This window comes from Cupriavidus sp. SZY C1, from assembly GCF_032190535.1.
GTDB lineage: Bacteria > Pseudomonadota > Gammaproteobacteria > Burkholderiales > Burkholderiaceae > Cupriavidus > Cupriavidus pauculus_C.
Genome location: NZ_JAUANU010000013.1, coordinates 114,432 through 127,940, shown reverse-complemented (window position 1 = coordinate 127,940; position 13,509 = coordinate 114,432). Strand labels below are relative to the sequence as shown.

The 13,509-nt window shown below is 71.5% G+C and carries 9 protein-coding genes; 1 reads left to right on the top strand and 8 read right to left on the bottom strand.

The features are described 5' to 3' along the window. Positions 1 to 17 precede the first annotated feature (17 nt). The 6 genes from QTN24_RS19565 to QTN24_RS19540 all read right to left on the bottom strand — a co-directional run bounded on the left by QTN24_RS19565 (position 18) and on the right by QTN24_RS19540 (position 8,227). On the bottom strand, positions 18 to 2,129 hold the full coding sequence (locus tag QTN24_RS19565) for an acetate--CoA ligase family protein (protein ID WP_313839125.1): 2,112 nt from the start codon (positions 2,127 to 2,129) through the stop codon (positions 18 to 20). A gap of 2 nt (positions 2,130 to 2,131) precedes the next feature. Continuing rightward, positions 2,132 to 2,929 carry an enoyl-CoA hydratase/isomerase family protein gene (locus tag QTN24_RS19560; RefSeq protein WP_124685560.1) on the bottom strand — a complete coding sequence of 266 codons (798 nt, stop codon included), beginning with the start codon at positions 2,927 to 2,929 and terminating at the stop codon, positions 2,132 to 2,134. Between the two features lie 48 nt (positions 2,930 to 2,977). After that, the gene (locus QTN24_RS19555) at positions 2,978 to 3,967 is read right to left on the bottom strand and encodes a tripartite tricarboxylate transporter substrate binding protein (protein WP_409559056.1); all 990 of its coding nucleotides are present in this window, start codon (positions 3,965 to 3,967) and stop codon (positions 2,978 to 2,980) included. 334 nt (positions 3,968 to 4,301) lie between these two features. Beyond that, positions 4,302 to 5,777 carry an amidase gene (locus tag QTN24_RS19550; RefSeq protein WP_313839213.1) on the bottom strand — a complete coding sequence of 492 codons (1,476 nt, stop codon included), beginning with the start codon at positions 5,775 to 5,777 and terminating at the stop codon, positions 4,302 to 4,304. A 79-nt stretch (positions 5,778 to 5,856) separates the two neighbouring features. Continuing rightward, positions 5,857 to 6,837, bottom strand: coding sequence for a Bug family tripartite tricarboxylate transporter substrate binding protein (locus QTN24_RS19545; protein ID WP_124685561.1), 981 nt, complete (start codon positions 6,835 to 6,837; stop codon positions 5,857 to 5,859). Positions 6,838 to 6,874: 37 nt separating this feature from the next. After that, positions 6,875 to 8,227 carry a D-serine ammonia-lyase gene (locus QTN24_RS19540; protein ID WP_313839122.1) on the bottom strand — a complete coding sequence of 451 codons (1,353 nt, stop codon included), beginning with the start codon at positions 8,225 to 8,227 and terminating at the stop codon, positions 6,875 to 6,877. Positions 8,228 to 8,320: 93 nt separating this feature from the next. Here QTN24_RS19540 and QTN24_RS19535 point away from each other — a divergent pair, with 93 nt between their 5' ends. Further along, positions 8,321 to 9,271, top strand: a complete 951-nt coding sequence (locus tag QTN24_RS19535) for a LysR substrate-binding domain-containing protein (RefSeq protein WP_124685563.1) — start codon at positions 8,321 to 8,323, stop codon at positions 9,269 to 9,271. A gap of 1 nt (position 9,272) precedes the next feature. Here QTN24_RS19535 and QTN24_RS19530 read toward each other — a convergent pair whose 3' ends face one another. Together QTN24_RS19530 and QTN24_RS19525 are read right to left on the bottom strand one after the other, a co-directional pair. Continuing rightward, positions 9,273 to 10,490 carry an alpha/beta fold hydrolase gene (locus QTN24_RS19530; RefSeq protein WP_313839120.1) on the bottom strand — a complete coding sequence of 406 codons (1,218 nt, stop codon included), beginning with the start codon at positions 10,488 to 10,490 and terminating at the stop codon, positions 9,273 to 9,275. Between the two features lie 74 nt (positions 10,491 to 10,564). Then, positions 10,565 to 13,471 (bottom strand): HD domain-containing phosphohydrolase, encoded by a 2,907-nt coding sequence (locus tag QTN24_RS19525; RefSeq protein WP_313839118.1) that lies wholly within the window; start codon positions 13,469 to 13,471, stop codon positions 10,565 to 10,567. Positions 13,472 to 13,509 lie beyond the last annotated feature (38 nt).

The window sequence follows — 13,509 nt, the reverse complement described above, 5'->3', positions numbered from 1 at the left end:
CTCCCCTGTGCTTGCTGTCATGGGCCGATCACCGCCACGCCGTCCGCCGCGCGCACTCCCTGGCCCGCCGGCAGCACGAAGATCGGGTTGATCTCGGCCTCCACCAGACGCGGCCCCAATGCGGCCGCCATCCGCGAAAACGCCACGATAGCATCGACCAGCGCGTCCACGTCGGCCTTCGGGCGGCCGCGATAGCCGTCAAGCAGCGGCCACGTCTTCAGCGCGCGCACCATCGACAGCGCCTCGGCCCGCGACAGCGCGCCCGACGCGGACAGCAGCCGCAGCGTGGTGTCCTGGAACAGTTCGGCCGTCACGCCGCCCATGCCCAGCAGGATGGCCGTGCCGAGCGCATCGCGGTGCGTGCCAAGGATCAGCTCCACGCCGCCGCCGACCATTTCCTGCACCAGGAAGCGCGTGGGCGCATGGCCCGTGTGCTGCCGCACGGCGTCACGCATGGCGGCCAGCCGCGTGCCGATGGCGTCCGGCGCCACGTTCACCGCCACGCCGCCGACGTCGCTCTTGTGCGTGATCGACGCGGACAGGATCTTCAGCACCACGCGCTCGCCCAGCGTGCGCGCGGCGGCCTCTGCGCCGGCCTCGTCCGCCACCACGGTCTCGCGCACGACCGGCACGCCGAACCGCGCGAACAGTTGCTTGGCGGCGTGTTCGTCGAGCGGGCCTTGCGGCAGGTCGCCGGGCGTGGCGGCGGCGGGCACCGGTTCGGCATCGGCGGCGGCCTGGGGCGGCTGGCCCGCCGCCAGCATCGCGGCAAACGCCACCGCGCAGCTTTCGGGCGCGCTGAAGGCCGGCACGCCGCGCTGGTTCAGCACGGCCGCCACCTGCGGCGCGTGCGGGCTGACGTAGGCCAGTACCGGCTTGTCGCTCTCGGGCAGGCAGTCGTTGATCGCGTCGGCCATCAGGTCCGGCATGGCCAGCCCGGATGAGCCGACGATGATCGTCACCGCGTCGTAGCTGGGGCTGGCCAGCAGCGCGCGGATGGCGCCGCGCAGCAGGTCGGGCTGCAGGCCGGCCAGCGTCACGTCGATCGGATTGCGGTCCAGCGCGGCGTGGTCGCCCGTTTGCAGCGCGCGCAGGCGGGCGGCGGTCTGCGGGTCGGGCGCGGGGGTCTCGAAGCCCGACACGCCCAGGCTGTCGGACACCAGCGTCCCGGCGCCGCCGGTGGACGTCAGCACCGCGATGCGGTTGCCGTGCAGCACGCGGCCCGTGGCCAGCGCGGCCGGGATGTCGATCAGGTCCGAGAACGTCTGCGCGCGGATCACGCCGACCTGCCGGAACAGCGCGTCGTACATGCGGTCGGCGCCGGCCATGGCGCCCGTGTGCGACACCGCAGCGCGCGCGCCGGCCTCGGAGCGGCCGATCTTGAACGCCACCACGGGCTTGCCGGCCGCCGCCGCCTTCAGCGCCGCCGCACGAAAGCGCTCGACGTTGCGCACGCTTTCCACGTAGAGCGCAATCACGCGCGTGGCTGGGTCGTCGGCCAGGTAGTCGATGAAGTCGGCCAGCTCCAGGTCGGCCTCGTTGCTGGTGGACACCAGCTTGGACAGCCCGATGCCGCGCGCCGCCGCGCGCGACAGCAGCGCGCCCAGGATGCCGCCGCTCTGCGACACCACGCCGATGCTGCCGGCCGGAAAGTGGTCCATCGCCAGCGCGCCGCTGGCCGACAGCGGGATGTTGTCGGTCAGGTTGACCAGCCCGATCGTGTTCGGCCCCAGCAGGCGCATGCTGCCGGCGGCCTCGATCAGCTCGGCCTGGCGCCGCGCGCCGGCGTCGCCGGTCTCCGTGTAGCCGCTGGCCAGCACGATGGCGGCGCCGGTGCCGCGCGCGGCCAGTTCGCGCACGGCCTGGTGCGCGCGCTCGGCGCCCAGCAGCACGATGCCCACGTCGGGCACCTCGGGCAGCGAGCCGATGTCCGGATAGCAGCGGATGCCGTCGATCGTGTCGACCTTCGGATTAACCGGGTAGATCGCGCCGGCAAAGCCGTGGCGCGTCAGGTACGACACCGGGCGCCCGGCGATCTTGGTGGGGTCCGCCGACGCGCCGATCACGGCCACGCTGCGCGGTTTGACGAGCCGGGCGATGGCGCCGGCGGAAGACTGTGCGGCCATCATGTTCAACCCTTGCTGGCGGTCTTGGCCAGGAACGCCAGCACCGATTCGCGATGCGCGCTGCTGGTGTAGCAGATGCCCTGCGCCTGGCTGCCCTGCGCAAAAACCTGGTCGGCCGTCAGCTCGAAGGTCTGGTTCAGGATCGACTTGCCCAGCGCCAGCGCCGTGGCCGAGCCCTGCGACATCTCGGCCGCCCAGGCCACGGCCTCGTCGACGAGCGAATCGCCCGACGCGCTGAGCCGGTCGGCGATGCCCAGTTGCAGCGCCTCGGCCGCCTCCACCTTGCGGCCGCCGAAGATCAACTGCTTGGCCTGCGCCAGCCCGACGCGGCGCGGCAGGAAGTACATGCCGCCGCCGTCCGGGATCAGGCCGCGATGGATATACGACCACGTGAAGCTGGCCGCCGGCGCGGCGATCACGAGATCGCAGGCCATCGCCAGGTCGGCGCCCAGGCCGTTGGCCCCGCCATTGACGGCGGCGATGACGGGCTTGGGCATGTCATGCAGCAGCGCCACGGAGTGGTGCACGCGCTGCTGGCGCGACCAGCCGTTGAAACCCACTTCGCCCGGCGGCGCGTCCATGCGGCGCTGCATGCCGGCCACGTCGCCACCGGCGCAGAAGCCCTTGCCGCTGCCGGTCAGCACCAGCGCGCGCACGGCACGGTCGGCCGTCACGCGCTCCAGCGCATCGATCAGTTCGGTGCGCATGTCGTCGCTGATGGCGTTGCGCTTGTCGGGTCGGTTCAGGGTCAGCACGGCGATGCCGTCGCGCTGGTCGAGCTGGATCAGGGTGTATGCGGTCATGATCGGGTCAATGCATTGCGGATGGATTCGGGGGTGTGCGGCGCGCGGTCAGTTGACGCCGATGCGGGCGTCCTTGACGACCTTGCCCCAGCGCGCCTCTTCGGCGCGGACGTAGCGGCCCAGTTCGTCAGGCGTGCCGGGGGTGACGATCAGCCCTTCGGCTTCGGCCCGCTTGCGGAATGCGTCGGCCGTGACGGCCTTGCGCGCGGCGGCGTTCAGGCGCGCCACCACGGGCGCCGGGGTGCCGGCCGGAGCGAACAGGCCGTACCAGCTTTCGGCCACGTAGCCGGGTACGCCGCTTTCGGCGATGGTCGGCACCTTGGACAGGTCGGGGCTGGGCGACCGCTGCGCCGTGGTCACGCCCAGCGCGCGCAGCTTGCCGGTTTCCAGCAGGTTGGCGACGGCCGACGCCGTGGCGAACATCAGGTCCACCTGGCCGCCCAGCAGGTCGGTGATGGCCGGGCCGGCACCCTTGTACGGGATGTGGTTCAGGTCCACGCCGGCCAGCCGCTTGAACAGCTCGCCCGCCAGGTGCGCCGACGTGCCCGGCCCCTGCGACGCGAACGACAGGCCACCGGGCTTGCCCTTGGCCGCCGCGATCACGTCGCGCACGGTCTTGTACGGGCTGTCGGCGCGCACCACGAGCACGTTGGGCGAGCGGCCCACCAGCATCACCGGCGTGAACGCCTTGTCGGTGTCGTAGGGCAGCTTCGGCTGCAGGCTCGGATTGATCGCATGCGCGAACGTGGCCATCACGAGCGTGTAGCCGTCCGGCGCGCTCTTGGCAACGTTGTCGGTGCCGATGATCGTGCCGCCACCGGGCTTGTTGTCGACCACCACGGGCTGGCCCAGGTCCTGCGCCATCGCCACGCCCATCGCACGGGCAATCAGGTCCGTGCCGCCACCGGGCGAGAACGGCACGACGATGCGGATCGGCTTGTCGGGGAAGGCGGCGTGGGCCGGTGCGCCGGCCATCACGGCCAGCGGAAGCGCCAGCGCCAGCAGTTGGCGCGCGGCGCGCAGTGCAAAGGTTGCCAAGGGGGTCTCCTGTCTCTGTTCTGGTATGACAGGAGGTTAGGCCGGGCGGAGGCGGAATGCAGCGGGGTAATTCCGTGGGATGGAATTGGGGGTGGCGGGTGGCGGGTGGCGGGTGGTGGGTGGTGGGTGGTGAGTGGTGAGTGGGGAGGTGGGCAGGCGGAGGGAGGTGTGGCGGTGGTGTGCTCCCCTCTCCCGCGCGCGGGAGAGGGGTCGGGGGTGAGGGCAGGCAATGCAAGACGCGATGGTCGCCATTTGAACCGCTGGCCCTCTCCCCCAGCCCCTCTCCCGCAGGCGGGAGAGGGGAGCAACCAAGCGGGATGGACGCGCGCCGGCGTTACACCGCCGACGCCTCCCTGCCCTGCTTCACTTTGGCGTCCAGCACCGGCGGGGCGGTGACGATCGACGTCAGCGCCGGTTCGGCCGGTTTCAGCGCGTCGAGGTCGGGCAGCGGGCGGCGCAGGGACGGGATGGCCGCGAAGGCCTGTTCCATCGCGTGGGAGATGCCCAGCGTCTCGTGGTCCTTGCGGAAGCCGCCCACGACCTGCAGGCCGAACGGCATGCCCTGGCGGTCGCGGCCGCATGGCAGGGACAGTGCCGGGTGCGTGGCCAGCGTGACCACGTACGTCAGCGACAGCCAGCGGTAGTAGTTCTCCTGCCGCACGCCGTTGATCGATTCCGCGTACAGCGACGTCCACGGGAACGGCGACACCGGCGTGGTCGGCGACAGGATCACGTCGTAGTCGCGGTACAGCTGCTGGAACCGCTGCAGGATGCGCGTCTGCTCGGCCTGCGCCCAGGCGCTGTCCAGCAGCGACATCCGAGCGCCCATCTCGAAGTTGGCGCGCGTGTTCGGCCCCAGTTGCGACGGGTCGCGCTCGTAGGCGTCGCGCATGCCGGCCACGAAGCTTTCCGCGCGCAGCACGTCGAAGCAGCGGTGCGCCTCGCCCAGGTCCACGTCGATGGCGTCGCAGGTGCGGAACAGGTGCCGCATGGCGTCGATCTTCTCGCGGAACGTGCGGCGGATGCCGTCGTCCACGTCGCAGCAGCCAAAGTCCTCGGTGTAGGCCACGCGCAGGCTGCCCAGGTCCACCGCCGCCGGGGTCAGGAACGACAGCGGGTCCAGCGGGTAGGTCAGCGGATCGCCGGCCGACACGCCGGCCGACGCGGCAAGCTGCAGGCAGGCGTCGGCCACGGTGCGGCCCATCGGCCCGACCACCGAGATCGGCGTCCAGCCCAGCAGCTTGCGCGAACTGGGCACCACGCCCGGCGACGGCCGGAAGCCCACCACGCCGCACTTGGCGGCCGGGATGCGCAGCGAGCCGCCGGTATCGGACCCCGTGCACACGGGCAGCAGGTCGGCCGCCAGCGCCGCGGCCGAGCCGCCCGACGACCCGCCCGCATTGAGGTTCGGGTTGAACGGGTTGCCCGTGGCGCCCCAGACGTCGTTGCGCGAGTTGGCGCCGGCGCCCATCTCCGGGATGTTGGTCTTGCCGGCCACGATGGCGCCGGCCGCGCGCAGGCGCGCCACCAGCACGTTGTCCTCGGCGGGCACGTTGTCGCGGTACAGCGGCGACCCGTAGGTGGTCAGCAGGCCGGCCGTGGCCTCCAGGTCCTTCACGCCGAGCGGCAGCCCGTGCAGCAGCCCCAGCGGCTGGCCGTCCAGCACGGCGCGCTCGGCGGCGCGGGCTTCGTCGCGGGCCCGGTCGAAGCAGGTGGCCGTCACCGCGTTCAGGAACGGGTTGACCCGCTCGATCTGGGCGATGCACGCGTCGAGCAGCTCGACCGGCGAGATTTCCTTGCTGCCGATCATGCGGCGCAATTCGGTGGCGGGGCGCGCCACCAGCGTCTTCTGGGCGTCGTTCACGACTGTCTCCGGTATGGCTGGGCCATTATTCTGCAGTAATGCTGGCGCGCTGCGCGGTGGCGCGCATCAGCGGCAGTTCCTTGTTGATCAGCGCCGACACGGCCGCGCCGTTGCCTTCCACCGGTTCGAAGCCGGCCTGCGTGAGCTGCTTGCGCGTGTCGGGATCGGCCATGACCTCGGCCAGCGCCTTTTCCAGCTTCTGCTTCACGTCGGCCGGCAGGCCGCGCGGCGCCACCAGCGCCAGCCACGTGTCGGCGTCGATGCCCGGGTAGCCGGCCTCGGCCGCGGTCGGCACATCGGGCAGCAGCGTGGACCGCTTGGCGGTGGTCACCGCGATGGCCTTGACCTTGCCCGACTTCACCTGCGGAATGGCGGCGGCCACGGTGTCCACCGAGAACGGGATCTGTCCGCCGATCAGGTCGGTCATGGCCGGGGCGCTGCCCTTGTACGGCACGTGCAGCAGTTTCACGCCGGCCAGGTTGAACAGCATCTCGCCCGCGAACTGTGCCGTGGTGCCGGTACCGAACGACCCGTACGAATACTTGCCCGGCTGCGCCTTGGCGGCGGCCACGAGCTGCTTGAGGTTGCTGACCGGCTGGTCCTTGTTGGCCAGCAGGATCAGGCCCGTGCGGCCGGCAAACCCGATCGGCTCGAAGCTCTTGACCGGGTCGTACGGCAGCTTGGCGTGGATGGCCGGGTTGACCGTGAACGTGGTGCCCGAGCTGGCCAGCAGCGTGTAGCCGTCCGGCGCGGCCTTGGCCACGAAGCTGGCGCCGACGATGGTGCCGGCGCCGGGCCGGTTGTCGATCACGACCGGCTGGCCCAGCTTGTCGCCAAGCTTCTTGCCCACCAGGCGCCCGATGACGTCGGTGGCGCCGCCGGGCGGGAACGGGATGACAAGCTGGATCGGCTTGGTCGGAAAACCTTGCGCGCACGCCAGCGAGGCGCCGGCAGCCAGGACGCCGGCAACGACGGCGTGGGCGATGGGGAGGGACGATCGGTTCATGGTGAAGCTCCGCAACGATGCAATCGAAAGGAAGAGGTCAGGCCGGCTGGGTGGCCGCCAGCGCCGCGCCGCGTTCGGCAAAGCGCGCGTATTCCTCGGGAGGAACGAACAGGCCGCCGGTGGTCCACACGAGGTGCGTGACGCCGGGCATTGCGCTGTCCAGGTGGTGCTGCCGCAGGTAGGCGCGGCCGGCGTCGGTGCCGGTCAGCATGTGCGGGCCGCTGAAACCGGCCGCCGCAGACGGTTCGATGCGCAGGTCCTGGGTCTCGCGCACGCGGTGCAGGTCTGCGAACAGCGTGTCGTCGGCCACCGTGTAGACGCCGCCCAGCATCGGGCGCATGGCCTGGGCCGCCAGCTCCGATGCCTGCGGCACGGCCAGGCCATCGGCCTCGGTGCGGTTGGTCAGGCCGATGTCATAGACCGACGCACCGGGTGCCACCATTTCGACGAGGAAGCACGGCGACTGGGTGGGCTCCGCGAAGAACGCGTGGACGTGCGGCCCGTAAAGCTGGCGCAGGCCGAACGCGATGCCGGCCGGCGCGCCGCCCACGCCACATGGCAGGTAGACGCACAGCGGGTGGGCAGCGTCGACCTGCACGCCGGCGGCGGCCAACTGGTCGGCCAGATGCAGCGCCGCGGCGCTGTAGCCGAGCATCAGCGACAGCGAGCGCTCGTCGTCGACAAAGTAGGCGTACGGGTCGGCATCGGCCTCGCGCCGGCCGGCGGCCACGGCGGCGGCGTAATCGCCCGTGTGCTCCACCACCTGCACGCCGCGCTTGCGCAGGCGGTCCTTCTTCCACGCCTTGGCATCGGACGACATGTGGACCGCCGCGCGGAAGCCCAGCGCCGAGGCCATCACGCCGATGCTCAGGCCCAGGTTGCCCGTGGAGCCCACGGCCACCTGGTAGCGGCCGAACAGCGCGCGCGCCGGGGCATCGGCCAGGACGGCGTAGTCGGCGTCGAGCGTGACCAGCCCGTGTTCCAGCGCCAGCGACTCGGCAAATTCCAGTACCTCGTGGATGCCGCCACGTGCCTTGATCGACCCGGCCACGGGCAGGCTGTGGTCGGCCTTGATCCACAGCGCGCCGGCCGACGCCGGCAGGCCCAGCGCCTGCTGCATCGCCGGGGCGGGCAGCAGCGGCGACTCGATGCGCCCGGCGCTGTCCTGCAGTTCGGGGAACAGCCGCGCCAGCAGCGGCGCAAACCGTACGAAGCGGGCCTGGGCGGCGCGCACATCAGCTAGACTAATGGCACGCCCGTCCACCGACGTCTGTATCGCGGGCGCCGCACTGCGCGCCGGATTGGCCCAGAACACGGGCCGGCCAGCCTGCAGGTCGGCGAGCAGACTAGGGGTAAATGCCGATACGTCGGCGGTTACATCGCTTGACATGGCAACTCTGTCTTCGGAAGGGGTGATCCCATTCTTGTCCCATTACGCGGGTGTGACAAACCATTTGTACTGATCCAAGCATTAGTCTGACTAATGGCCAACACGCTTTCTGCATCATTATTGGGATGGCTGCGCTGTTTTGAGGCGGCGGCGCGGCATTGCAACTTCACCCAGGCCGCCGCCGAGCTTTGCGTGACCCAGGGCGCGGTCAGCCAGCAGGTCAAGCAGCTGGAACAATGGCTGGACCGGCCGCTGTTCCTGCGCACGCCCCGCGCGCTGGTGCTGACGCCCGAGGGCGAGCGGCTGCGCTTTGTGCTGCGCGAGTCGTTCCAGGCCATCGAAGGCACGCTCACGCAACTGCGCCGGCCGCGCGAGAAGCAGCCCATCGCGCTGTCGTGCTCGCCGTCGTTCGCCATGGTCTGGCTCACGCCACGGCTGGGCGGCTTCTTCCGGCAGCATCCCGACATCGGGCTGCGCGTCTATGGCGAATTCCACGCGCTGGACCGCTCGCGGATGATGCGCGACGGCACCGAGGCGGCCGTGCGTTTCGACCCCGGCGGCTATCCCGACCTGAAGGCGCACCGCTTTCTCGACGAATGGCTGATCCCGGTGGCCAGCCCGGCCTATCTGGCCGCGCACCCCGAACTGCGCACGCCGGACGGCCTGCGCGGCGCCATGCTGCTGCACGACGTGACGCCATGGGACGGCGCCGGCGAGTTCGAGGAATGGCAGGGCTGGCTGCGCCATGCGGGCGTTGACCTGCCCGACGCGGCCGAGGGGCAGCGCTTCAACCTGTCGCAACTGGCCATCAATGCCGCGCTGGCCGGCCAGGGCGTGGCGATGGGCCGCTCCGCGCTGATCCTGGAAGACCTGGAATCGGGCCGGCTGGTGGACCTGTGGGGCATCCACGCGCCGAGCGTGGCCGCCTACCACTTTGTCTGCGCGCACGGGCAGACCGCGCAGGTGGCCGAGGTGGAAGCATGGCTCGTGGCCGAGGGCGCCGCCTTCGACGCCGCCCGCCGGCGCGTGCTGCAGACCGGCTAGCCTAGCCCGGCTGCATGTCGATGATGATTTCCGATTCCAGCGTGCGATGGACCGGGCATTTGTCGGCGATGGCCATCAGCGACGCCCGCTGCTCGGCGGTCAGCTCGCCGCGGATTGCAATGCGCCGCTCGATCCGGTCGACCTTGCCGACCTTGGTCTCGCAGGTGGCGCAATCCTCGGCATGAACCTTCTCGTGGCGCAACTGCACGGCCACGTGCTCCAGCGGCAGCGCCTTGCGTTCCGCGTACATCCGCAGCGTCATCGACGTACACGCGCCCAGCGCCGCCAGCAGCCATTCGTACGGATTCGGCCCGGCATCGTCGCCGCCGAGCGTCGCGGGCTCGTCGGCCACGAGTTCGTGGCGCCCCACGCGCACGGTCTGCTGGTAGCGGCCCCGGTGGCGCTCGGCCACCACGACCACGCCCGGCTCCGGAATCTCGGCCTGCACGTCCTCGGCCAGCGTCGGCAGGTAGTGCTGCGACCAAGCGGCAATCATGCTCGCGGCATAGGCGGCGGCCGCGCGGTTCTGCAGCAGGTGGTCGGCCCCGTCCAGCGACACGAAGCTCTTGGGCTGCGCGGCGGCCGCAAAGATCGCGCTGCCGTTCTCGGGCTCCACCGTATCGTCGATGGGCGATTGCAGCACCAGCAGCGGCTTGCCGAGCCGGGCCACCTCGTCCAGCAGCGCGTGGCCCGACAGGTCGTCGAGGAACTGCCGCGCGATGCGGAACGGCCGGCCCGCCAGCTTCACCTCCAGCTCGCCGGCCTCGCGGATGCGCGTGACGTTGTCGCCAAGCAGCCCGAGCACATGGGACGGCTCGCTGGGCGCCGCAATCGTGGCCACCGCCCGCACCTCGGGCAGCCGCCGCGCCACGCCCAGCACGGCGGCGCCGCCCAGGCTATGACCGATCAGCAGCGCCGGGGCCTGCCCGCGCGCGCGCATGAACTGCGCCACGGCCTCCAGGTCGGCCAGGTTCGACGAGAAGTTGGTGCTGGCGAAATCGCCCTCGCTGGCGCCGATGCCGGTGAAGTCGAAACGCAGCACGGCAATGCCCTGCGCGGTCAGCGCCCGCGCGATGCGCGACGCGGCCAGGCTGTCCTTGCCGCAGGTGAAGCAGTGCGCGAACAGCGCGTGCGCGCGCACCGGGCCGTCCGGCCATTCCATCCGCCCGGCCAGCGTGCCGCCCTGGCTGCCGGGAATTTCGATCTTTTCCACGCTCATGGTCGCCCCTGTGATGCCGCGTCTCGAACCTCCCCAGCATAGTCCACGCCGCCCCGCGCGTCAGGCGGCGTCGATCAGGCGTCGTCGATCAGCGCCGGGTCCATGTAGCGCGCGGCATAGGTCCGGTGGATGCCCGCGCCCAGGAACAGGTCGAACAGTTCGGCGTCGATATGCTGCTGGTCGCGCAGCCGCGTCATGATGGCGATGGCCTCCGACAGCGTCTTGGCCTTCTTGTACGGCCGGTCGGCCGCCGTCAGCGCCTCGAAGATGTCGGCGATGCCCATCATCCGTGCCAGCGGGCTCATCTGGTCGCGGGTCAGCCCGCGCGGGTAGCCGGTGCCGTCCATGCGCTCGTGGTGCCCGCCCGCAATCTCCGGCACCTCGCGCAGGTGCTTGGGGAACGGCAGCTTCGACAGCATGATCTGCGTCTGCACGATGTGGTCCTCGATCTTGAACCGTTCCTCCGGCGTCAGCGTGCCGCGCGCCACCGTCAGGCTGTGCAGCTCGCCGCGGTCGTACAGGTGCGGCGGCATGGTCAGCCGGAAGCCCCACGGGTTGTCCGCGGCGATGCGGTCGCGCGGCCCACGCTCGATGATGTGCTCGGGCCGGTCCGCCAGCAGCGGCTCGTCCGCCGGCAGTGGCGCGGCGGGCCGGCCGCGCCGGCGCGCCAGTTCCTCCTGCGAGATGCCGAGCCGGTCGTCCAGCGTGCGCCGCCAGGTGCGCGCGCCAATCTCGCGCAGGCGCGTCTGGTCCGCCGCGTCCATCTGCTCGCCGCCGATGTTGCAGGCCGCCACGAACGCAAAGTCGTCGTCCAGCCCGCGCAGCGCCGCGTCACGGCGCGCCCGGGCCTGCGCCGGGTCCTCGCCATTGGCCACGGCCTCCAGGCAGGCAATCTCCGCGTCGCGCTTCAGCACCTCGAAGCGCATGCGCACCTCGTGGATGCGGTCGTAGCGGGCCTCAAGCTTGGTGGCCTTGTCGATGACGTCGTCGGGCGTGGTGACCTTGCCGCAGTCGTGCAGCCACGCCGCCACGTGCAGCGCCTCCCATTGCGCCTCGGTAAGCTGGAACGACCGGTACGGGCCGTCCGTCGCGTCGCAGGCGGCCCGGGCCAGCATCTTGGTCAGCTCGGGCACGCGCGCGCAGTGGCTGCCCGTGTGCGGGCTGCGGGCGTCGATGGCGCCGGCCAGCAGGCGGATGAACGCGTCGAACAGGTCGCGCTGGGCCGTGGTCAGCTCGCCGACCTCGATCGCGCCGGCCGACAGGCTCGCCATCGTGCTGACAAACGCCAACTGGGCCGCCTCCATCGGCGTGTCGCGCAGCACCAGCACCACGCCCAGCAGCGCCTGCTGGCGGTTGATCAGCGGGATCACGGCGCCGTGCATCGGCGCCGGCCCGCCCAGCACGTCCAGCCGGGCGCCGCGCACGTCCTGGCTGCCCAGATGGCCGGCCAGCGCCCGGCCCTCGCGCACGGCCGAGCGTGCCAGCGGCAGCGCATCGCGGGGCAGCGGCTCGCCCATTTGCGCGGTCACGTCCTGGCCCTGCCGGTCAAAGCCGACCACGGGCCGCAGGCCGTCGCCCGGCTCCGCCAGGTACAGCGCGCCGGCCTGGCCGCCGGCGGCGCGCAGTGTCTCGCGCAGCAGCAGCGGCAGCAGCGTCTCCAGCCGATGCTCGGCCGAAACCGCCTGCGTGACATGGAGCATGCGCTGGATCGTGGCCCGCATCTCGTCCATCGTGCCGGCCAGCGCATTGACCTCGGTAATGCGCGAGCGGACCGAAACCGGGCGGACGAAATCGAAGCGGCGCACGGCGTCGGCCTCGGTGGCCAGCGACGCCAGCGGCCGCGAGACGCTGCGCGCCACCAGCCAGACCAGCGGCAACGCCAGCAACAGCACCAGCCCCGTCACGGCCATGCCGAGTGCCGCCTGCCGCCGGGGCTCGTGCAGCAGTTCCGACTGCGGGATGGCCGACACCAGCACCAGCGAGTCGCTGGCGCCCGGGTTCAGCCGGTCGATCGACGTGTACCAGTCCTCGTCATCGGCATGCTCCAGCCCGATGCTTTCGGGGCCGCCGGCCGGGCCAGCAGATGGCCCGGCGGCCGGCGGCCGCGACACCGTGCTCGCCGCCAGCCGCGTCAGCACCGCCAGCCCGTAGTCCTGCGGATTGCCGAGCGGATGGGCCTCCATGGTGTCGGGCGCCGAGGCGGAATCGGGCGGCCGGCGGTTGATCGCCACGAGCCGGCCCTGCGGGTCCAGCAACGCTAGCACCGCGCGCGGCGTCACGGTCTCGTGGTTCAGCAACTGGCCCAGCGCATCGAGCCGGAAATCGCCGCCCACCACGGCCCGGCGCGATCCGGTGGGCAGGGCCAGCGTGGCGCCGGACTCGCGGTCCGAATAGAACAGGTAGGGGTCCGTGCGCACCAGCGCGCCAGACGCCATCGCCTGCCGGTACCACGGGCGCTGGCGCGGGTCGAAGCGCGTGGCCAGGTCCGGCGCCGGCGCCTCGCCGGTCACGCGCAGGTCGGCGTCGAGGTAGAAGTAGCGGCCGCGCGGCGCGCCGGCCTCGCGGTCCACGCTCTGGATCAGGAAGGCGGTATGGCCCGGGGCGCCGTAGGTGGCTCGCTCGCGGTCGTCACGGACGGGCCGCACGAAGAAGAAGCTGCCATCCTCGTAGCCGATGTACAGCGACTGCAGCACCGGCGACGTCTCCAGCGCGTCGCGCACCAGCGCCACGCGCGCCATGCGCTGCGCGACGGTGGGCGCATCGGCCAGCGCGCTGTGGCTGACCAGCTTGACGGCCATCTGGGCCGGCCGCATCAGGTTGTCCACTTCCTCCAGCGTCTCGCGGCTGATCCGCTGCGTGGTGTCGGCCACCGAGCGTTCCAGCGTCGCCTTGGTCATCGTGTACTGGATGCCGGAGATCAGCGCGCCCAGCAGCAGCACCAGCGAGGCGAACCATAGCCAGACATGGAGATGGAGCGGCATGCTCCTGCGCACTGCGGTTGCCATACAGCCCTCCCGGT